The 20,947-nt window shown below is 64.9% G+C and carries 14 protein-coding genes and 1 pseudogene; 5 read left to right on the top strand and 10 right to left on the bottom strand.

The window, feature by feature from the left end; translation table 11 throughout:
* Positions 1-3: 3 nt before the first annotated feature.
* From EDF71_RS10500 to EDF71_RS10465, 8 genes are all read right to left on the bottom strand, one after another.
* Entirely contained in the window at positions 4-1,653 is a 1,650-nt protein-coding gene (locus tag EDF71_RS10500; RefSeq protein ID WP_133856530.1) for an ABC transporter ATP-binding protein, read from the bottom strand.
* Positions 1,650-3,428, bottom strand: coding sequence for an ABC transporter ATP-binding protein (locus EDF71_RS10495; RefSeq protein ID WP_133856529.1), 1,779 nt, complete (start codon positions 3,426-3,428; stop codon positions 1,650-1,652). Before EDF71_RS10495 ends, EDF71_RS10500 begins: the two co-directional genes overlap by 4 nt.
* Positions 3,428-4,210 (bottom strand): ABC transporter ATP-binding protein, encoded by a 783-nt coding sequence (locus EDF71_RS25565; RefSeq protein WP_133856528.1) that lies wholly within the window; start codon positions 4,208-4,210, stop codon positions 3,428-3,430. Before EDF71_RS25565 ends, EDF71_RS10495 begins: the two co-directional genes overlap by 1 nt.
* Positions 4,207-5,256, bottom strand: a complete 1,050-nt coding sequence (locus EDF71_RS10485; protein ID WP_208301032.1) for an iron ABC transporter permease — start codon at positions 5,254-5,256, stop codon at positions 4,207-4,209. The genes EDF71_RS25565 and EDF71_RS10485 overlap by 4 nt, the downstream gene beginning before the upstream one ends.
* Positions 5,256-6,329, bottom strand: coding sequence for an ABC transporter substrate-binding protein (locus EDF71_RS10480; RefSeq protein ID WP_208301027.1), 1,074 nt, complete (start codon positions 6,327-6,329; stop codon positions 5,256-5,258). Before EDF71_RS10480 ends, EDF71_RS10485 begins: the two co-directional genes overlap by 1 nt.
* 119 nt (positions 6,330-6,448) lie before the next feature.
* The gene (locus tag EDF71_RS10475) at positions 6,449-7,327 is read right to left on the bottom strand and encodes a PepSY-associated TM helix domain-containing protein (RefSeq protein WP_208301026.1); all 879 of its coding nucleotides are present in this window, start codon (positions 7,325-7,327) and stop codon (positions 6,449-6,451) included.
* A complete protein-coding gene (locus EDF71_RS10470) occupies positions 7,314-9,497 on the bottom strand; it encodes a TonB-dependent siderophore receptor (protein WP_133856526.1) in 2,184 nt (727 codons plus the stop codon). Before EDF71_RS10470 ends, EDF71_RS10475 begins: the two co-directional genes overlap by 14 nt.
* 116 nt (positions 9,498-9,613) lie before the next feature.
* A complete protein-coding gene (locus tag EDF71_RS10465) occupies positions 9,614-10,471 on the bottom strand; it encodes an AraC family transcriptional regulator (RefSeq protein WP_133856525.1) in 858 nt (285 codons plus the stop codon).
* Positions 10,472-10,632: 161 nt separating this feature from the next.
* Here EDF71_RS10465 and EDF71_RS10460 point away from each other — a divergent pair, with 161 nt between their 5' ends.
* The 3 genes and pseudogenes from EDF71_RS10460 to EDF71_RS10450 all read left to right on the top strand — a co-directional run.
* Positions 10,633-11,325: a response regulator transcription factor gene (locus EDF71_RS10460; protein ID WP_133856524.1), complete on the top strand. Its 693-nt coding sequence runs from the start codon at positions 10,633-10,635 to the stop codon at positions 11,323-11,325.
* Positions 11,223-13,169 (top strand): ATP-binding protein, encoded by a 1,947-nt coding sequence (locus EDF71_RS10455; protein WP_133856523.1) that lies wholly within the window; start codon positions 11,223-11,225, stop codon positions 13,167-13,169. The genes EDF71_RS10460 and EDF71_RS10455 overlap by 103 nt, the downstream gene beginning before the upstream one ends.
* A 154-nt stretch (positions 13,170-13,323) precedes the next feature.
* Positions 13,324-13,788, top strand: a pseudogene (locus EDF71_RS10450) (HEPN domain-containing protein); the annotation flags it as partial.
* Positions 13,789-13,954: 166 nt separating this feature from the next.
* Here EDF71_RS10450 and EDF71_RS10445 read toward each other — a convergent pair.
* Positions 13,955-17,932: an IPTL-CTERM sorting domain-containing protein gene (locus EDF71_RS10445; RefSeq protein ID WP_166656509.1), complete on the bottom strand. Its 3,978-nt coding sequence runs from the start codon at positions 17,930-17,932 to the stop codon at positions 13,955-13,957.
* A gap of 293 nt (positions 17,933-18,225) precedes the next feature.
* Positions 18,226-18,999 (bottom strand): hypothetical protein, encoded by a 774-nt coding sequence (locus EDF71_RS10440; protein WP_133856521.1) that lies wholly within the window; start codon positions 18,997-18,999, stop codon positions 18,226-18,228.
* A gap of 417 nt (positions 19,000-19,416) precedes the next feature.
* Between EDF71_RS10440 and EDF71_RS10435 the strand changes: the two genes are divergently transcribed.
* Entirely contained in the window at positions 19,417-19,653 is a 237-nt protein-coding gene (locus tag EDF71_RS10435; RefSeq protein WP_133856520.1) for a hypothetical protein, read from the top strand.
* A 186-nt stretch (positions 19,654-19,839) separates the two neighbouring features.
* Complete coding sequence (locus EDF71_RS10430; RefSeq protein WP_133856519.1) at positions 19,840-20,862, top strand: DNA topoisomerase IB; 1,023 nt, start codon at positions 19,840-19,842, stop codon at positions 20,860-20,862.
* Positions 20,863-20,947 lie beyond the last annotated feature (85 nt).

The following is a 20,947-nucleotide window of genomic DNA, read 5'->3' as shown; positions in this document are numbered from 1 at the left end:
GCCTCAAGCGCCAGGCAGCCACACCACGCGATCGGCATGGCGCAAGGTCGAGGCCCGGTGCGCCACCAGCAGCACGGCCCGGCCGCTGCGCTTGAGCCCCGCAATGGTCTGGCCCAGCGCCAGCTCCGTGTCGGCATCCAGGCTGGAGGTGGCCTCGTCCAGCACCAAGATGGGCGTGTGCAGCAGCAAAGCCCGCGCGATGGCTATGCGCTGGCGCTGGCCGCGCGAGAGCTGGCTGCCCCGCTCGCCGCAAGGGCTGTCATAGCCCTGGGGCAAGGCAGTGATAAAGCCATGGGCCTGCGCCAGAGTGGCTGCATCGCGCACCTCGTCCATCGATGCCGAGGGCCGGCCCAGGCGGATGTTGTCCGCCACGCTGATCGCAAACAGGTGCAGGTCCTGCGGCACGGCTGCCACCAGGCTGCGCAAGCCGGCCAGCGGCAAGTCACGCAGATCGCTGCCGCCGATGCGGATCGCGCCGGCATCAGGCTCCAGCAGGCGCAGCAGCAGATGCACGCAGCTGCTCTTGCCCGCCCCCGAGGGCCCGGCCAGCGCCAGGCATTCGCCCGGCTGCAGGACAAAGCTCAGCCCCCGCAGCACCGGCGGTCCGCCTGGGTACTGAAACTCCACCTGGTCAAAGCAGAGCTCGCTGGTCTGCGGGCTTGCGCCCCTGCCTTGGTCCGCCACCAGCGCAGGCTGGCGCAGCAAGGCCAGCACCCGCTGCGCGCTGGCCCGCACATCACCCAGGCGCCGCGCGGTCTGGGCCAGCTCGGCCAGCGGCGCCAAAGCCGCAGCGGCCAGCACCACGGCCAGTGGCAGCAGGGCAGGTGCCAAACGGCCTTGCGCGACCAGGCAGGCCGCCAGGCTGGCCACCGCCATGGCAGCCAGCGCCAGCAGTGCATCAATCAATGCCTGCTCCGCCCCCGCACGCGATGCCATTTGGCGCTGCCGCGCAGCCAGCGCACGGGTGGCCCGGGCCATGCGCTCCAGCCAACGGCCCTGCTGGCCAAATGCGGCCAGCTCGGCTTGGGCTTGCAGGCCTTCTACCACATCAGCATTGAGCCGCCCCATGGCCCGCGCCTGGCGCGCCGCTTGCCGGGCCGCGCGCCGGGCCAGCCACAGCGGCGCGGCCACCAGCGCGGGCGCAAACGGCAGCCATAGCAGTGCCAGCGCCGGATGCAGCCAGGCCAGCAGCACCAGGCCCGCCAAGGGCACCGCCAGCGCCCCCACCAGATCGCCCAGCATATGGGCGTAGAGGCTCTCCATCAATTCAGCATCGGCTGTGGCAGTGGCGGCCTGATCACCGCTGCGCTGTCCAGGCAAGCGCGCGGGGCTGGCCCGCTCCAGACCGTCATAAATGCCCATTTGCAGGGTTTCGATCAACGCAAAGGCCAGCGCATGCGAGGCCAGCGATTGCCACCAACGCCCTAGCGCAGCCGTCAATACGGCCAGTGCCAAGGCCCAGGCGCCAGCTTGCAGCGCTGCCCAGCCTGTCCCCACCAAGGCCTGCCCCACCAACCAGGCCGCAATAGCCAGGGCGGCCAAGCTGGCGCCTGCAGCTACCAAACAAGCCAGCAGGGCCCAGGCCAGTCGCCTGCGCTGCCCTTGCACGGGGGCCATCAGATCCCGCAGCTCTTGCGGCAAAGACCATCTCATCGCGGCCCTCCCTTCAAACGCTGTGTTTCCAGCCGCTGCGCTGCCATCAGGCTGGCATAGGCACTGCCAGGGCGCTGCGCCAGTTCGCTGTGGCTGCCCTCTTCGACCACCCCACCTTGCGCCAGCACCACGATCCGGTCGGCATCGCGCACCGTCTCCAGCCGGTGCGCCACCATCAGGATGCTGCAGTGCCCGCGAAGCTGCGCCAGGGTCTGCATCGCATGCGCTTGCGCAGCAGCATCGAGGTGGGCGCTGGGCTCGTCCAGCACCAGCACCGCTGCATCGCGCAGCAGCGCACGGGCCAGCGCCAGCCGTTGCCGCTGCCCGCCAGAGAGCCGGCTACCACCCTCGCCCACGGGGCTGTCGTAGCCCTGGGGCATGCGCTGGATGTCTTCCGCCACCCCCGCAGCAAGCGTAGCCTGCTGTAGCGCCTGCAGTCCCGCGCCGGGCTGGCCCAGGCGCAGATTGCGGGCAACGCTGCCGGCCAGCAAGCTGCTGTCCTGCGGCACCCAGGCCATGCGCGAGCGCAGTTGCGCCAGGGACAGCTCGCGCAGATCGCAGCCGCCCAGGCGCACACTCCCATGCTCGGGATCAAAGAAGCGCAGCAACAAGGCTGCAACACTCGACTTGCCTGCGCCCGACGCACCGACCAGGGCCACAAATTCGCCTTCGGCGATCTGCAGCGAAAAATCCTTCAAAGCCCATGCCTCTGCACCTGGGTAGCGAAAGCTGACCTTCTCAAAGGCAATGGCATGGCCCGCAGGCATAGGCACGGGGCATCCCGGCGTGGGGCATCCCGGCGCGGGGCATGGCGGGTCGGCCACGGCAGGCGCGGCAGCCATCAACTGCGCAATGGGCTCCCAGGCACCTGCCGCCATCCAGACAGCATGGAAGGCTTTCTCCAGCCGATCCAAGGGGCGGAACACCTCGCGGGCCAGCAACAGGCTCAGCAGCAAGGCCGGTGCCGCCAAGTCCCCGGCGGCCAAGCGCGCGGTATTGAGCGCCAGCACCGTCGCTATCCCACCCAGGCCGACCAAGGTGCTGAGCCCCGTGCGCGCCAAGGTCGCCCGCAGCGCGTCCATCGACGCAGTCCGCAGGTGGGATGCATGCTGGGCCAGGTCATCCCGCCAGCGGGCTGAGGCGCCAAACGCCTTCAAGGTGACCAGGCCCTGTAAGGCATCGAGCAGCGCCGCAGCAAACGCCGCCATCGCCGCAAACACCCCCGATGCCACCGGCATCTGCCGCCGCATCCACAGCAACTCAATCAGCGGCTGGGCCAGCGCAAACAGCGCCAGCACGCCGGCCGTGACCGGGTCGACCCAGGCCAACAGCGCCAGCACAGCGGCCACCCCCAGCAGCGCTACGCCCAGCGCGGGCAGGTAACGGCTGTAGTAGCTCTCCAGCGTCTCCACCCCAGCGACGGCTGCCAGTTGCAGCGCTCCATTGCGCTGACCCGGCATGCCGGCAGGCCCCAGTCGCACCATCTGCGCCAGTATGTCGGCACGCAGCCGCGCCTTGAAGCGCTGACCCAAGGCGTCTGCCGCCAGCTCAGCCGCCCAGACACAAACGGCCCGCACCGCAATCGCGGCCAGGGCCAGCAGCAGACCGGGCAGTGCCTGCGCCAACGGTGCCTGCCGCAGCACCACGGCCATGGCCCAGGCCAGGCCCAGCCCCTGCAGCACATACAAGGCCTGCACCACCAGCCCCCAGACAATGCACTGCGCAATGCGCAGCCGAACGTCGCGCAGCATCTGCACCTGGATGGACCGCAGCATCACAGCGCCCCCGCAACGGCCAGCGCCGGGTGGCCAGCCAGATCGCCTACCACGGCATCCACCCGGTACACCTTGGCCAGCAGCGCCGGGGCAATCACCTGCGCAGGGGGGCCCGCTGCCAGCAGCCGGCCCTGGTCCAGCACCAGTACCTGGTCAGCCCGGGCCAGCGCCAGTGGCAGGTCATGCAGCACCGTCAACACGGCCATGTCCTGGTCGCGGGCCTCTTGCCGCACACGCTCCAGCACCAGGTGCTGGTGGTACAGGTCGAGCGCACTGGTGGGCTCGTCCAGCAGCAACACGCGCGGGCGCCGCACCAAGGCCTGGGCCAGGCCCACCAACTGGCGCTGCCCGCCCGAGAGGCTGAGCAGCGGCCGGCTGGCCAGTTCGATCAGATCCAGCCGCTGCAACACCGATTCCACCTGGGTCAGCGCATCCGCGCTCCGGCCGCGGCGGCCGGCCATGGCCGCACTCAGCACGGCTTCGAACACCGCCAAGCCCGTGCGCGTAGGCAGGCTTTGCGGCAGGTAGACGAGGCGCTGCGCCCGCCTTGCTGGCGCCCAGCCGCTGATGTCTTCGCCATCCAGCCAGACCTGGCCCTGCGCGGCCTGCAAGCCTGCCAAGCCCCGCAGCAGCGTGGATTTGCCCGCCGCATTGGGCCCAATCAAGGCATGGACCTGACCGGGCGATAGCAGCGGCAGCGACAGCCCTTGCAGCACGGTCTGCGCGCCATAGCGCATCTGCAGCCCTTGCACGCGCAGGCCGGCATCCTTCGTTGGGCTCATGCTGCCGCCTTTCGGGTACGGGCCACGATGGCCATGAAAAACGGTATCCCCACCAGCGCCGTGACGATGCCTACCGGCACCAGCACTCCGTCGATCAAGGTCTTGCTAGCCACCGAGGCCATCGACAGGATCAGCGCCCCGGCCAGTGCCGACGCGGGCAGCAGCACGCGGTGGTCCTCTCCCACCAGCATGCGGGCGATATGGGGTGCCACCAGACCCACAAAGCCGATGGTGCCGACAAAGGCCACCGCCACCCCCGACAGCAGGCTGATGCGCAGCAGCGCGCCGGCGCGCATGCGCCCTACCGGCAGGCCGAAGCTGCGTGCCCGGTCCTCGCCCAGGCTCAGCGCCGTCATCGCCCAGGACTGGCGCCAGGCCAGTGGCAGGCACAGCGCCAGCACGGCAGCCAGAATGGCCAGCTTGTCCCAGGAGGCGCGTGCCAACGAGCCCATGGTCCAGAACACCAGCTGCTGCAAGCTGTCCTGGCTGGCCACAAACTGCAGCAAGGCCACCAGCGCATTGAAGCTGAACACCAGCGCAATGCCAAACAGCACCAGGCTTTCCACCCCAAAACCGCGCCATACCGCCAGCAGGTACAACAGGCCCACCGAGGCCAGTGCAAAGACAAAGGCATTGACCGCCACCACATAGGCGGGCGGCACGCCAGGCAAGCGCAGTCCCAGCACAATGGCCAAGGCCGCGCCAAAGGCCGCGGCCGCCGAAACGCCCAAGGTGAAGGGGCTGGCCAGCGGGTTGTCCAGCACGGTCTGCATCTCTACCCCTGCCAAGGCCAGCGCCGCGCCCACCAGCACGGCCATCAGCGCATAAGGCAGGCGCACGTTCCAGACGATCACTGCCTCCACGCGCGGCACGCTGCCAGGATCACGCAAGATCTGCAGCAGCCGGCCCAGACCCATGCCTGAGGGACCAGTCGCTATATCAAGCGCCACACTGGCAAGCAAGGCCAAGGCCAACAGGCCCAGCAACAGCACACGCTGGCGCCGGCGGCGCAGGTACTGCGCCGCCGCAGAAGGGAGCGCCACCATCATGGCGCCGCGGCCTCATCCGTCAGCAGCACGCCACGCATCGGTATCGGCATAAAGCGCTGGTACAGCTCGGCCCGGGTGCGCTGCGGGTCGAGATCGGCAAACAGCTCGGGGTGCAGCCACTTGGCCAGCGCCTCTACCGCAATCGGGTGCTCAGGCGAGTCGTAGAAGATATGCCAGAGCCCATGCACCCGCCCCTGGCGCACGGCGCTCAGCTCGCGCGTCTCAGGCCGGCGTGCCACCTCGCGCAGGCTGCTGCCTGCCTGCTCGGGCGTGGCCTGGTAGCCCAGGGTGACGCCGCCCTGCCCCGCCGCAAACACGCCCGTGGCCACATAGACCTGCGGGTCGCGCGCCAGGATGTATTCGGTGCTCAGATTGCCGGTGGGCCCGGGAATGCGCCCGGCACCAATGTTCTCGCCGCCGGCCAGCTCCACCATCTGGCCCAGGTTGCCCTTGCCAGGCGAGCCGCAGCAGTCGCGCAGACCGGCGAGCATGTCGACCACCACCGTTGGCCTGCGAAAGCCCGGCTGTGCCGCCGCCTTGGCCACGCGCTCTCGCACCTGGCCCACATGCGCCTCATAGAAGGCGATGTACTCCGCCGCTCGCGCCTGGCGGCCCAGCACCTGGCCCATCAGTCGCAGGCTGGGTACGGTATGGGTCAGCGGCTGGCTGCTGAAATCGACAAACACCACCGGCACACCAGCGGCTTCGAGCTGTTGCACCGCCTCGCTGCCAGGGCCCGGGCCATGCCCACCGGTCAGCGCCATAAAGGCAACATCCGGACGCACCGACAGCGCTTTTTCCACGCTAAAGCTCTCGGGCGTGGCGCCACCCACCACCGGTACCTGGGCCGCTTGCGGAAAAGTCTGCGCAAAGGCGGCATAGCCCTGCACATCCAACCCTCGGAAATCACCCTGCCAGCCGGCCACGCGCGCAAAGGCCTGCTTGTCTTCCAGAATGGCCAAGGTATAGATCAAGCGTCCCTCGCCCAGCAGCACGCGCTGCACCTTGTCGGGCACCTGCACGTCGCGCCCTGCCAGATCACGCACCTGCGCGGCCTGGGCAAGCTGCATGCTTCCACCTGCAATGGCGCCTGCGATCAAGCAGCCGATCCCCAGCCTGCGCAGGCTGCGCGCCCATCCGCTGGGCATGGCTGCCCGCTCTGTATTTACCGTTTCCATGTTTCTTCCTTTCATCGCCGGGGTCCACGCCGGCCCCGCATCCACATCAGCAAACCCGTGCCATACAGCAGGGGCAGCGCCACACCCGCCAGCGCGACCAGCACTTGCCCCAGGCTGCCCAGCAGCAACTGCCCGTGCAGGGCAGACAGCCACTGCTTGGCAGCGCCATTGGCGCTGCCACCAAACCAGCCCGGACGGGCCAGCCAGATGCCGCTGGCGCTGGTCAACAACAGCGGCAGCAGCAGCCAGCCCGCACTGGCGTTGTGCAACCCGCGCCACAGGCCGGGGCCGCGCAGGCGTGGCAGCAGCGCCGCCCGCCAGGCCTTGCGCGTTGCCTTGCGCGGCCACCACAGCCAGATGCCGCTGACCAGCGAAGCCAGCAGTACCACGCCACTGGCCGCTACCGCCACGCTGCCAGCCGGGCCGGGCAGCAGCAAGCCCCGGTGCAGCGCCACGGCCTTGGCCAGCCAGAGGTCGTCATAGACAAAAAAGCCGCGCGGCTCGGCGCTGTAGGGATCCACCATGGCAATGCCCATGGCGTGGCGCCCTTGCACAGGGCCAAACACCAGGGCGTTGTCCGAGGTCAGAAAGCCCGCACGCGGCGGCGCCGCACCCAGAACCCGGGCGAACTGCGGATAAGCCTGGCGGGCGGCCTGCTGCCAGGCCTCGGAGCTGGCCTGTGCGCTGCCGGGTGCGGGCGGCGCCTGCAGCTGCAGCGCCTGGGCGCCCACCTCCCACCGCAGCAAGGGGGCGCGCAGCTCCAGCACCGCGCCACTGGCACCCAGCAAGGCGAACACCCAGCCCAGCAGCAGCGCCAGCCACAGGTGCAGCTTGCGCCACAATGCGCGCCGGCCCTGCAGGGGCGCGCTGCGCAGATCAGAACTTGGCACGCAGGGTGACCTGTACGTTGCGCGGCTCGCCGTAGACGTTGCCAAAGTTCGCCGGCCCAAAGCCGCCGCTGCCCAGGCGCGTGTAGTAGCGGCGGTCAAACAGGTTGCTCACATTCAGTGCCAGATTCCAGTGCGGGTTGATGCGGTAGCCGACACGCATGCTGGCGACGGCATAGCCGCCCTGCGTCGCACGGATGGCCGGGCTGCCGCCTTCGCTGTAAATACTGCTCTGCGCATTCAGGCCCGCGCCCACATCCCAGGCATTGAGAGCGCCGGGCAGGCGCACATTGCTCCACAGGCGCAGCAGGTGGCGCGGTGCAATGCTGCGGAAAGGCTGGCCCTGGTTTGTGGGATCCTGCTTGTACTCGCTCGTGTTGTAGGTGTAGCCGGCCATCACCTGCCAGCCTGGCATCAGCTGCCCCGCAGCTTCCAGGTCAAAGCCCTGGCTCTGCACCTTGCCGCTGCTGGCATAGCAGCAGTTGTCGATCACCGTCGGTGAGACCTGCACGCCCCGGTTGCTTTCAACAATGCGGAACACGGCCATGCCCACATTGAGCTTGCCGCCATAGAGCGCGCCCTTGAGCCCCGCTTCGTAGTTGGCACCCACCACCGGTGGCAGGCCGGCACCGCTCTCGTCCTTGAGGTTGCTTTGCACCCGGAAGATCTCGGCATAGCTGCCGTACAGGGACCAGGTCGGGTTGAGTTCATAGACCAGGCCGCCATAGGGCGTGAACTTGCCGCTTTGCTTGTAGCTGGAGGTGATGGCGCCGGTGCGCAGGTTGGTGTTCTCCACATCCCACCAGCTCCAGCGCCCGCCCAGCAGCAGGGTCAAGGGGTCGGCCAGCTTCAGGCGCGTCGCACCATAAATACCGTGCTGTCGGGTATTGGCGCGGCTGTCGCTGGTCCAGCTGACGTCACCCGGGTCCGCGTAGTCCGCTGGGTTGAAGTGCATCACATCCACCGCCGTGCCGCCAAAGCCCGGCAGGCTGCCGCCTTGGGAGTTGGCCTTGCGGTCGTACCAGTTGGCGCCCAGCACCAGCTCATGGCGCCGGCCCCAGGCGTTGAAGCCACCGCTGAGCATGGCATCGAGCGCCAGCTGCTTGTTGTCATAGGCATTGGCGCCGCCCAGAATGCGTGGACCGGTCAGCGTGTTGCGATCGACCGCACCAGAGACATAGGCGTACTTGAGATCGCTGGTTTCGTGGTCCGACACCGCCGCCAGCTTGAGCTGCCAGTCGTTGTCGAAGCGGTGCGTCAGGTCGGCAAACACCTGCGTGGTCTCGAAATCCCAATGCGTCCAAGGGGTGCTCAGGAAGGTGCTGCGCGGCAGCTTCAGGTCGCCCCCGTCGGCATAGCGAGGCACGCCCATCATCGGCGGCACCCAGTCGCGCTTTTGGTAGCCGGCGCCCAGCGATACGGTGGTGGATGCGCCCAGATCTGCCTCGACAATGCCATACAGTGAGCGGCGGTCGCTGTTGGCGTAGTCGATATGCGAGTCGCGCTTGTCCAGGGCTGCTGCCACACGGCCCCGCACCGAGCCATCGCTGTTCAGCGGCGTGCTGTAGTCCAGCTCTGCCCGACGCGCGTTCCAGGAACCCAGGCCGAGGGAGCCGGTAAAGCGCCGGTCGCCCAGCGGGCGCTTGCGCACCAGGTTGATGACACCGCCTGGCTGGCCCGCACCATTGAACAGGCCTGCGGCACCGCGCAGCATCTCCACATGGTCGAACATCACCATGTCGGGCTGGCTCCAGGAGGCACCGCCGGTTTGCACCGGCAGGCCGTCGTACTGGAAATACTCCACCGGGTAGCCACGTGCGTAGAAGGCCGGGATCACGCCCGTGCCCGAGAGGTCAACGCTGACGCCCGGCGTCTGCGCCATGATTTGGTCCAGCGAGGTCAGGTTCTGGTCCTCGATCTGCTGGCGGGTGATGACAGAGACCGAATGCGGCGTCTCCTTGAGCGTGGCGGGCAGCTTGCTGCCCACGGTAATGCCCGCCGGGGTATAGCCTTCGGAGATCTCGGTGGGCATGTCCTTGGCCTGCTGGGCCCGCACCTCCACGGTAGACAAGGTGGTGTCTTCCGCCTGGGCCAGGCCCGAGCCGACCAGGGCAGCCACGGCCAAGGCCACCGGGGCGAGCGCGGCCACACTGGCCGCTGGTTTCTTGCGCATGAGAACAATCTCCACAGAAAATGAGAATCAATCTCAATAAATGTAAGAAATTGCTCCCTCTTTGGCTTTCGCCAGCCGCGCTATGTCTTTCGTTTGTGGGCCGGCGGTAGATGCTGCTAGCGCAACAACTCGCGCGGCGAAATGCCAAAGCGCTGGCGGAACACCGTCGAGAAGTGCGCCACCGCATAGCCCACATGGGCGGCGACCTGGGTGACGGTGTAGCCGCCGCTGGACAGCATGCGGTAGGCCTCCTGCAGCCGGTGCTGCTGCAGGTATTCAAAAACGCTCATGCCAAACATGCGCCGGAAGCCGGTGGTGAGCTTCTTCACATTGGTGCCGGTCTCGCGGGCCAGCTCGGCCAAGGTGGGCGGCTCATGCGCGCGAGCCAGCAGCAGATCACGCGCCAGCCACAGGCGCTGCACCTCGGCAGCGGGCAAGGCATCCTGGCCATCGCTGGCAGCGGTGTTGCCGGCGAGCGGCCGCTGCAGGGCAGCAGCGGCCAGCTCCATGCTCTTGGCGCCAAGGAACATATCGCGCACGGCGCCTTCCTGGTAGGGGCAGTACAGAATCTGCATGGCCGCCGCGCGCAAGGCCGAGGTCAGCGGTTGCTGCAGCACCAGAACCTCCTCATGGTGCAGCCGCCGGCCACCGCTGCGCGCCACCTGCTCCAGACTGAAGCCGCTGCGCTCGGCGGCATCGGCGTCAATCCCGATACGCACATGGCGCTGCAGCACATTGGCCTCAAAACGGTCCAGCCCGTCGTGCTCACCGGTGCACAGCACAAAAAAGGTGCCTGAGTCGTCGATGTCAAAAGGCCGGTAATCATCGACACCGCCCTGCACCCGGCTGTTGAGCGACACAATGATCTGCAGTCCCCGAAAAATGGGCTTGCGAATCTCCACCCGCTCGGGCAACACCGTGCAGCCCGCGGAGACCACCAGATCGCCCCCGAGCTTGCGAGACCATGCAAACATGTGCTTCCTCCAGCCTCTCTACAAATGAAAATGATTATCATTCATTAATAGATTTTTCGATTCAAGACATATTGATTCCCTCCTTTGCCATAGGGCTGCAGCCCGTGCATTTACCGTAAATGCGTGATGGCAGATCTCCATCTTTGCGTCAAAATGTTGCGATGGCTATTGCACCCCTCCCCGTACTGCTGGTTGATGACGACCCCGACATGCTGGCCCGCCTGGGCGAGGTGCTGGGCTCGGTGGGCGTGACGCCTGAGCAGCTGTGGCAAGCCGGTTCGCTGGCCGAGTGCCAGCAATTGGTGACCGCGCCCGAAGGCGGCCTGCAGCCCATGGTGATGGCGCTGATCGATCTGGGCCTGCCCGATGGCAATGGCATCGACCTGATTGACTGGCTGCGCGCGCGCAACCCGGTGCTGCCGATTCTGGTGGTGTCGGCCTGGAGCACCGAGGAGATGATCCTGGGTGCGCTGCGCGCCGGCGCCAATGGCTATGTGCTCAAGGAGCGCGACGACCTGGAGATTGCGCTGTCGGTGCGCAATGTGCTCAAGGGCGGCGCGCCCATCGACCCCTTCATTGCCCGGCGCATTCTGGACCTGGTCGGCCGCCCGGCCGGGCGCCCTGCCTCCCCCTCGCAGCCGCCCGACCCGGCGTTGCGCGAAGCCCTGACCGAGCGCGAGCGGCAGATCCTCGACCATGTGGCCGAGGGCATGAGCAACCGCGAAATCGCCGAATGCCTGCACCTATCCCGATGGACCATAGACACCCATATCCGGCATATCTACGACAAATTGGCCGTGAGCTCGCGCACACAGGCCTTGCGGCGTGCTCGCGAGCATGGCTTGCTGCGCTGATCTGCCTGGCAGCGCTGTGCCTGGCGCTGCCCGCGCAAGCCCAAGGCCAGCCCTGGGCGGGCACGGCCGAGGCCGTACGTTCGGATTGGGATGCCCAGCAGCCGCCCGACACCGGCTGGGTGCCAGTGAAGGTGCCCAACGACTGGAACCAGCAATGGCCCGGCTATAGCGGCGTCGTCTGGTACCGGCTGCGCTGGGACATCAGTGGCGAGCCGCAGACCCAGGGCCTCTACATCCACTACCTGATCCATGCCGGCGTCATCTCGGTCAACGGCGTGGAGCTGCAGCGCGACCCGCATCTGACCGAGCCCATGACGCGCAGCTGGAACACGCCGCGCTACCTGGTGCTGCCCGCGCCGCTGCTGCACAGCGGCAGCAACGAGCTGCTGATCCGCGTGAGCGGCTACTACGCCTACCAGCCCGCGCTGGGGCCGGTGGAGATCGGCCCACCCGAGTTGCTGCGTACCGCGCAACAGGACAGCTACCTGGTGCGGCAAAACCTCAACTGGCTGCACCTGGGCGTGGGGGCGACCTTGGGCTGCTTCTTCCTGGTGCTGTGGCTGATGCGCCGCCAAGAGTCCGCCTACGGCTGGTACGCCGCACGCCAGGCGGCCTGGGTGGGCTTTACCGTCAACTTTGTCAGCGCCACGCCCTGGCCCTTCAGCCACATCCATACTTACTCGGCCGTGGTGTCGATTGCCTATGTGCTCTACCACGGTTGCAATGCGATGTTTGTGCTGCGCTTCATGGGGCGCCGCTGGCCAAGGCGCGAAGCGGCCATGTGGCTGGTCATAGCCCTGCTGTCGGCCGCCACCTTGCTGGCGCCCGATGACCAGCTCAGAACCATGCGCAACGTGATGGCCTGGGCCTCGTCGGCCCTGCTGTTCACCACCGCTGGCGTGTTTGTCGGCCTGGCCTGGCGCAACGGCAACCAGGCCCAGCGCCTGCTGTCGCTCACGGCGCTGGCCAGCGTCCTAGCCATGGCGCATGACCTGCTGGTCTTCACCCGCATCGTGGACGACAACTTCTACCTGGCCACCTACACCGAGCCGCTGGCCACCGTGGGCATTGCGCTGACCCTGGCCTGGACCTTTGTGCAGAACACCCGGCGCGTCGAGAGCTTCAACGACGAGATGCAGCACCATGTGGCCGAAGCCCGCGCCGAGCTGACCGAATCGCTGGCCGGCCGCCATGAGCTGGAGCTGCTGCAGGCCCGCCTGGGCGAGCGCGTCAACATCGCCCACGACCTGCACGACGGCCTGGGTGGCATGCTGATCGGTAACATCACCACCTTGGAGCGCACACGCGGCTCGCTGCCGCCCGACCAGGTGCTGGGCATGCTCCGAGGCATGCGCGATGACCTGCGGCTGATCATCGACCTGGCCTCCGCCCAGCACTATGGCGAGCTGTCGCTGGGCGAGCTGCTCGCCCCCATGCGCTACCGCATGAGCCAGCTCTTCGAGGTACATGACATCGAGGTGCATTGGCAGCTGAGCCATATCGACCAGCTCCACCTGCCCACCAGCGCCAGCCTGGATGTGCTGCGGATTCTCCAGGAGGCCCTGACCAATGCCTTCAAGCACAGCCACGCCAAACGCGTGGACGTGGTGCTGGCCCGCGAGGCCGGCCAGCTGCTGCTGCAGGTACAAGACAACGGCGTGGGCCTGCCTGCGGCCAAAGCGGCCAACAGCCCCACGCACGGCACCGGCCTGCGCAGCATGCAGGCCCGGTCGCAGCGGCTGGGCGCTCAGTTGTCGGTGGGGTCACAAGGGGGGCTGACAACGGTGGTATTGCGCGTGCCGCTAGCGGCTGAGACGGAAGTCCGAGACATATCCGAGGTCTGACACCCCTGCGTAGTCAGCTATTTGAGATACGACTGGATTAGACTAAGAAATCATTCAACAAATTAGAAGAATCGCTCGCTACCAATGTCCCGCGCATCAAAAACGTTTTTAAGCTCCATCGAAGACGCAGCCACGCTCCTCGCGTTTCGACGCACTCAATAAACAAAACGCGGAATCCGCAGAGGTTCTAAAACGAGCGGGTCTGGTGATGGCACTCACCGCATGGGAGACCTATGTAGAAGATCGTGCTATCGAAGCTGTGACCGCCAGATTAAAAGCTGTGAACGGCAGTCCAATCGGGGATTTTGTGAACAACAAACTCACGGAGGAATTGAAGCGCTTTCACAACCCCAATGCGGAGAAGACCAAAAGGCTGTTCCTGGATTATTTGCAGGTCGATGTGACTGCAGGGTGGGTATGGCTTCACTACGACACTGCCTTAGCCAAAAAGCCACTGGATCATCTCATCAGCCGCCGTGGAGATGTAGTTCATCGCTCGAAACAAGTAACGGTCGGGGCACCGCTCCCTCATTTGGTCAAGCGCGACGACTTAGATAAGGCCATTCGTTTTTTAACTGGCTTGGTCAACGCCACGGAACATGCTCTTGAGGGTGAATGACGGCCCAAGCTTCATAAAGACTAACGGCTGACCTAGCATTCACTGCCAAGCCAGCCGCGCTCATAGGGCCGGTCACCCTGCCCTCCTGCACCACCTCCACCTCTGCTTATTCACAACATCTCGGCGCCAGGCACCCGCAATGCAGGGTGGCCCGGCATCCCACGACTCAATCCGCCTTGCGCGCCACCACACGGCGCCCGACCAAGCCCATCCCGCCCATCAGTGCTGCCAGCAAGGCCAGCGCCCAGCCCGACAGCGCAGGGACCGCAATCGGGTTGGTGCCGCCGTTGCCCGGAGGCGCGGTGACGACCACTTGCGACGGGGTCAAGGTCACAGCGCTGGCGTTGTTGGTATCGCCGCTGTAGCTGACGGTGATGGAACGCTCGCCCTGGGCCAGTGCGGTGGTGCTGCAACTGGCGGTGGCGGTATCGCCCACAGTCACCAGGGCCACTGGGCCGCCGCAGAGCACGTTGGGGCCATCGCTGAAGGTGACGGTGCCGCCAGGGGCGCTGCCGATGACCGTGGCGGTCAAGATTACCGCTTGGCCCTGCTGCACTTGCTGCGGGCTGGCCTCCAGGCTGACTTGCGCGCCGGCTTGGCCGACAGCAAAGCTGGCGCTGGTGTTTTGCAACACGGCCGGCTCGGCCAGGTTGGGGTTGAGCGCCAGGCTGGCGACCAGGCTGTGGCTGCCGGCTTGGGCAAACTCCAGATCCTCAAACACGGCGGTGCCGGTGGCGGTGGCCAGGTCTACCGATACCGGCGTTTCGGCCAACACCAGCTTGGCCAGGCGGCCCGTGCCCGGGCCCTGGGCCAGTTGCACGCTGCCCAGCGAGGCGAGCGTAGCCAGGTCTGGGTAGCTACTGCTGTTAAAGGCGCGGCCGTTTTCTTGCACGGTCACTTGCGGCGCTGGCAGCATGGGCGTGTTCAGCTCCATGGCCAAAGGCTGAACGCTGAACTGCATCGCATAACGGCTTTGCACGGCGCCCGCGTCCACACAGGATGCGGGCACCAGGCCGTTGGCCGCATAAGGGCGTGCGGCGCCGCGCTGGTCTTGCGTAGACACCGTCACCCCAGCCGCGCTGGCCACGCCCGCGCAAATGCTGCGCGAGCCCGGCAGCGCCAACAGGGTTTGGGTATTGCCGCCGTAGTTGCCCAGCGGTGCCAGGCCGGGGTCGATGGTCGTAGGCGTGTCCTGGGTAAAGACATTGCCATCGCCGTCGCTGACGGTCAGGCCCGCGCTGCGGATGTCTGCCACTTGCCCAGCGCCGCCGCTGTTGCCGGCCACGATGCTGTTCACCAGGGTCAGGCTGGGGGTATCGCTGCCGTCGGCCGCCCCACTGATACCACCGACATTGCCACTGCTATTGCCTGCCACCGTGCTGTTCACCACCACCAAACGGCTCAGGCCCTGGCTGAACAGGGTGCCACCTTGGCCGGCCGCATTCGGGCTGGCATTGGCGCTGAAGCTACTGTTCTCAATCTGCACCACACTGCCCAGGTTGGCCAGCGCACTGCCGCCCAAGTCGCCCTGGTTGTTCACCCAGGTGCTGCCGCGCAAGGTGGCAGTGTTGCCCGATGCCACCAACAGGCCGCCGCCCAGTTGCGCAGCGCTGTTGTTGTCGAAGGTGGAGCCTTCCATCTCCAACGTGCCCGTGCCATCCGAGTACACCGCGCCGCCCGAGCCGGCCTGGGCCAGTGTGGCATTGCCACCGCTGTAGCCAGCAGGCGTGGCGGCATTGTTGGCCAGCACCAGGTTTTGCAGCTGCACCAAGCCGCTGGAATGGTTGAGCACCGCACTGCCGCCGTTGGAGCTGCCTTGTGCCAGGGTCAGGCCCGCCACGCGCACCGGTTGGGCAGCGGCCTCGATCTGCAACACACGGCTGATGCCGCCACCACTGATGGTGACTGCATCCGCGCCCGGCCCTTCAATGGTCATGCTTTTGGCCAGGCTGATCTGGCCGTGTGCCAGGGTGATGGTCTGCGGTGCAGCAGCGCTGAACACGCTCGGATCAAACTGGATCACCGGCGCGCCGCCCAGCATATTCGCCTGCAGCACCGCATCGCGCAAGGTGCAGGTCTGGGCATTGCCTTGGGCACAGGCTTGCGGATTGCTGCCATCGTTGTCGCCGGGGTTGTTGACGACATAGCTGGCGGCAAAGAAGTGCAGCACGCTGGCTGGCGTGATCGGGCTCATGCAGTTGGTCGCCGGCGGAGCCACATAGCAGCCCTCGGTAAATACCTGTACTGCTGCATCGTTGCCAGCCGTACCGTCGGGCGCCTCAAAACTGAGCGAGGTGGGCGTCACGTTGAAAGGATCGATATAGGTAAACCCAGCGAATTGCACGCGGGCCGTGGCATCGAAGTTGCTGCCGGTCACCGTCACCACCGTACCGCCGGCGGCATCGGCCAAGGCGGGCGTCAGGCCTGTGACGGTGGGCGGCAACAGCAGGACCTGGGTGCTGGCCGAACCTTGGATGACAGGGTTGGTCACGCTATCCGCCACGGTGATCTGCTGGCTGCCGATCGCGCTTAACGTGGCATTAAAGCTGCCTTCACCGGCGGTCAGCGCGGAATCTGCAGGCAACAGCGCGCCACCATCACTGCTGCTGAAGTGCACCGTGCCACTATAGCTGGGCATGGGGTTCCCAGCGATATCGAGTGCACTGACAGAAACATTGAACGCCTGGCCCGCAGCCACTGGTGTCGGCAAGCTGATACCAAAGCTACCCAACTGCTGAGCGGCCACGGTAAAAGCCGAGCTGGTCGCAGATGCCGCACCCAGGAAAGCGCTCAAGCTGACACCGGTGACCGGTGTTGCGCCTGCCAATGTGAAGGTGACCGTGCAAGCAGCCTGCCCGCTAGCATTGCTGGGCGCGCAGCTGGCCGTAGCGCTCAGGCCCGCATGTACGCTGGCGCGCAATGCGGGGGTGACACCCGCCAGTGGCTGCTCCCCACTTTGCACACTCACCGTCACCGGCAATGCTGCGCCCGGTGCCACTTGGCTGGGGAAAGGCGAAGGGCTGGCAATGGTCACGGTATAGCCCTGGCCTTGCACGGCACCTGCGTCAATGACCGCACCCACGGTTGATGGGCGCGGTGCACCGACCTGGTCAAGGTCCAACTCGCCTGCCACAAAGCGGCCCAAGGCCAGTGCTGGCGAACCCGCCAATGGAGGCATCGTGGGCATGGTGCCGCCGTAGGCGCCCAAAGGCGCCAAACCCGACAGCACTGCATCTTCCATCCGAACTACGTTGACAAAGCTGCTTTGTACGACGAATGACGAGCCCCCTGCAACATCGGGATAGCTATTGGTAAGTGCAGTGTTGCCACGAATGATGGAGTTGACCACCAACGGGGTACTGCTTGCCTCTTTATAAAAGCCGCCGCCCCAACCGCTAGAGGCCCGATTGCTACTGATCGTGGAGTTGTGGATGACTATGCTGCCGCCCGAGCTGCTATTTATGCCACCACCCTGGCGAGCCGTATTGTTGGCAATGGTGCTGTTCTGGATCACCAGCGCCGTGGCTGATGGATCATTCTGGATACCGCCGCCATAGCCGAAAGATGCATGATTGGCGACGTTGTTGGACACCGTGCTGTTCAGCAATGTCAGGCTGCCTCGGTTCTGGATACCGCCACCATTGCTTGCGCTAGTGTTGGTGTTGCCATCGATCCAGCAACTGTCAACCGTGAGCTTGGCTGCGCTGTTGATACCCTGGCGGGCGCCGCTGATGCGAAGCCCCGCAAGGCGAACCTCCAAGGTGCTTCCCGTACCACTGGCACCTTGTCCAGCGCTCATCAAAAACATGGTCTGTGAGCTGCTGCCCCTGAGGGTCAGCAGATGCGCACCCGGGCCCGCAATGTCCACGCTGTACCGTGGTACCAATTGCCCCACCACAATGGTCTGCGGAGACGAGAACAAGCCTGCATCGAACTCGATGCGCGCCGCCACGCTGCTGTTCGCATCTGCATTGAGCGCCAGAATCGCATTGCTGAGGGTGCAATTGCCAACGTTGCCAGCATCGCAGCCAGACGCATTGACTGTGGAACTGGTCACCGCATTCACCACATAGGTCTTGGCCTGCGCCGCCAACGGCAGTGCCGAAGCGACGACCAAGCCACCCAGCAAGACCAGCCGACGCAAGCCACTGCCAGCCGCTCTGTGCGGCTTGGCGTCTTCAATCTCCGTCCGCAGCCCCACCCCGCTGCATTGATCCCACTGGTCGGCGTTACCAGCGCTACTAAATCTAACCATAGTTACCCCCAGTCTTGTATTGAGGGCAGACTAAAGGGGCAAGCGGGTTTTGCCATCCCGTAAATTAGTGATTCGACTGCAGATGGCCGAATTCAGGGAGATGGCATTGAATGCAGAAGGCTTGACGGCCACGGCGCCGAGATGTCGTCGGGTCTGCACATCCTTGCTCGCCCGACTCAGGCTTACTTCAAATCAAAGGTAGTGACCTTGGAAATCTCCCTTTGCGTATGGGTCTCGGGCTCACCTTCACGCTGCGACGTAATGTCATATTTCAGGATGAGGCCGCGGTAGGGAGCAGTAGCTGCGACCCACTGCGTTAGGCTGCTTGAAATAACGCGCTGCGTCGGCTCGTCTAGCCCAAAGGTGGATTTCCGATTGATCTGGAAACGACAGGCTTCAAAGCGGCCCAGCGCAGTCTCCACTATTTCACGCCCTACATAGGTTTTTTCAGCTTCGGAGCGCGTTTTTCCGTAGGGCGTATCAGGCGCGATATTGTCATACGTGTTGGAAATGGTGTCTGAGCGGAAGACGTCACCGACTTGCATTCGGTTGGGACGACGCACAGGAGGAGTAATCCATTGCGTTGCAACATCTCCGAAAGTGGCGCCGTGCTCCACAACAAAGTCTTGCTCTACGCTGTACAAAACTGCAGGGTTTCGGTCTAACAACAGACCTGTCCAGTACTGCACCATAGGCACTGAACTGCGCGTCGACGTGTATGGCTGTACGGTGATGATCACCTCTTCACTTTCGCCAGCGCTACCCACATTGACATACTCGACGAACGTCCCCGCGGTATAGAGAGCCTTGTTCACGCAAGCTTCAGAATCGGCTTGAACCGGTGCGGGTACAGAAGGGTTCGTCTCGTCGCCGCCACCTCCGCCGCCGCAGGCGCTAAGAAGTGCTGACCCCAAAACACTGGCAATCACTGTTAGATGTAATTTTTTTTGACTCATATAAAACTTAACTGCTATTTAAGCTGATGCAGTAAAAGGCAAGACTCGGCCGTATGGGAAAGATTTTTAACGACAGGTCACACCTTCTTTGGTGGCCTGGCGGTCGAAAAGCCGGCAGCAGTTTGCCTGAATTTCTTACCTCCAACTACATTTGTTGCGAAATAGCAGCATCAGTCCATCACGATGCCTGGTCGTCAAGCATCCCGAAAAAGCGGCCCTTGGCACCGGGGCAAAGCGTTCATTGACAAGCAACGCAATGAAGCCTTCGGATGGTTCGGCCTCCAAAACGCCAAGACCATCAGACCATCAATCGCCATCTTTATTGGTTGACAAACTGCCCTCAGTCGGTGGTCCGGACCTTTGCGATAAACGCTGTGTCAGCTCATCAATCTTGGCGTCGATCAAGGACAAACGCGCATGGTCGCTGGTACCTGGCGCTGGCCTGCGGGCCAGCAGCTCGGCGCCTTCGTCTCTCAGCGCAGCCAATCTTTGTGCGACATCCTGGTGGTCTGCATCAGCCTTAGACATTTGGTTTTTTGCAAGCTTGTTTGGAAAATTGACTTTACATATTTATTTGACGAAATCTATCTAAGATTTCAAAAACTACAAAATGAAGCGATTTGCGCTTACAAGAGGCCCGTGCAAGCGGGTTGAACTTTGCATGCACTATGCACTCTCCTAGCTCCTCTTCTGCATAGAAGAATCCAATGCCCTGCCATCTGTCTGAGGCTGGGATGCGCCAAAACAGCAGCGGCATGCAAGCTGGGCGCTGACAGCCAGCCGCAAAGCACAGGCCTACGCTCAGGCCATCCGTTCTTCCAATGCACAAAGGCCGCCAACATGGTCAGACCCCAGAAGCCGCTGGCTTATGTGACAGATGCCTCGCCCGGTTGGCAGCGCGTCAAACGCGGCGATGGCTTTGCCTACCAAAACCAGCGCGGGCAGGCCATCCGCAATCCACGCCAGCTGGAGCGCATACGCCTGTTGGTGATTCCGCCCGCCTATACCGATGTGTGGATATGCCCCGATCCGCAGGGCCATCTGCAGGCCACCGGCCGCGATGCCCGGGGGCGCAAGCAGTACCGCTACCACCCGCTGTGGCAAGAGCAGCGCAAGCAGACCAAGTTCGATCGCATGGCGGCCTTTGCGGCCAAGCTAGGCTTGATTCGCCGACGCATCCAGCGCGATCTCAAAGCGGGAGATACCACGCAGACCTCGGTCGCGGCGGCTGTGGTGCGCTTGCTCGACACCACGGCACTGCGCATTGGCAACGACAGCTATGCGCGCGAGAACGGTTCGTTTGGACTGACGACCCTGCGCAACCGCCATGTGAAGATGCGTGCCTCGCGCATCCGGCTGGCGTTCAAAGGCAAGAGCGGCGTGGAGCAGCAGGTCGAGCTGGAAGACCCGCGCGTGGCGCGCATCGTGCGGCGCTGCCAGGATCTGCCGGGCCAACGGCTGTTCCAGTACCTGGATGACGAGGGCGAGCGCAAGCAACTGCGCTCCGAGCATGTGAATGCCTATCTACATGAGATTGCCGGTGAAGACTTCAGCGCCAAGGACTTTCGCACCTGGCATGCCAGCGTGCTGGCCCTGTCGCTGGCGTTGCAGTCGCGCGGCAGCGATACGCCGCTGACGGGGCCTGACATCGTCAAGCAGGTCGCCCAGCACCTGGGCAATACCGTGGCAGTCTGCCGCAAGTTCTATATCCACCCGCTGGTGATGGAAGTCTGCGAAGGCCCCGAAGGCGGGGCGCGCTGCGATGCCTACGCGGGCAGGCTGCGGGGCAGCACGGGTTTGCATGCGGCCGAGCGCACATTGATGGCGTTTTTGACAAGCGGCAAACGCAAGCGCAAGAACTAGCTTTTAGGCAGCGTACCCTGCAGCGCCCCTCGCCCAAGCAGGCCATGTCACCTGCTTGCTGCAGGGCCCGCGTATCCGTCTTTAC

It is taken from the genome of Comamonas sp. JUb58, assembly GCF_004364775.1.
GTDB lineage: Bacteria > Pseudomonadota > Gammaproteobacteria > Burkholderiales > Burkholderiaceae_C > Comamonas.
The sequence above is the reverse complement of the archived record's forward strand: the minus strand, read 5'-3'. Positions and strand labels throughout refer to the sequence as shown.

Bases quoted from the DNA above. Each gene is read 5' to 3' on its own strand.
- EDF71_RS10500 (WP_133856530.1), bottom strand. From the start codon at position 1,653: ATGAGATGGTCTTTGCCGCAAGAGCTGCGGGATCTGATGGCCCCCGTG.
- EDF71_RS10480 (WP_208301027.1), bottom strand. From the start codon at position 6,329: ATGCAGCTTGCCCAGGCCGCGCAGGTGCGTGATCTGGCAGGGCGCGAC.
- EDF71_RS10470 (WP_133856526.1), bottom strand. From the start codon at position 9,497: ATGCGCAAGAAACCAGCGGCCAGTGTGGCCGCGCTCGCCCCGGTGGCC.
- EDF71_RS10460 (WP_133856524.1), top strand. From the start codon at position 10,633: ATGGCTATTGCACCCCTCCCCGTACTGCTGGTTGATGACGACCCCGAC.
- EDF71_RS10430 (WP_133856519.1), top strand. From the start codon at position 19,840: ATGGTCAGACCCCAGAAGCCGCTGGCTTATGTGACAGATGCCTCGCCC.
- EDF71_RS10465 (WP_133856525.1), bottom strand. From the start codon at position 10,471: ATGTTTGCATGGTCTCGCAAGCTCGGGGGCGATCTGGTGGTCTCCGCG.
- EDF71_RS10435 (WP_133856520.1), top strand. From the start codon at position 19,417: ATGGTCGCTGGTACCTGGCGCTGGCCTGCGGGCCAGCAGCTCGGCGCC.
- EDF71_RS10455 (WP_133856523.1), top strand. From the start codon at position 11,223: ATGGACCATAGACACCCATATCCGGCATATCTACGACAAATTGGCCGT.
- EDF71_RS10485 (WP_208301032.1), bottom strand. From the start codon at position 5,256: ATGGTGGCGCTCCCTTCTGCGGCGGCGCAGTACCTGCGCCGCCGGCGC.
- EDF71_RS25565 (WP_133856528.1), bottom strand. From the start codon at position 4,210: ATGAGCCCAACGAAGGATGCCGGCCTGCGCGTGCAAGGGCTGCAGATG.
- EDF71_RS10495 (WP_133856529.1), bottom strand. From the start codon at position 3,428: ATGCTGCGGTCCATCCAGGTGCAGATGCTGCGCGACGTTCGGCTGCGC.
- EDF71_RS10440 (WP_133856521.1), bottom strand. From the start codon at position 18,999: ATGAGTCAAAAAAAATTACATCTAACAGTGATTGCCAGTGTTTTGGGG.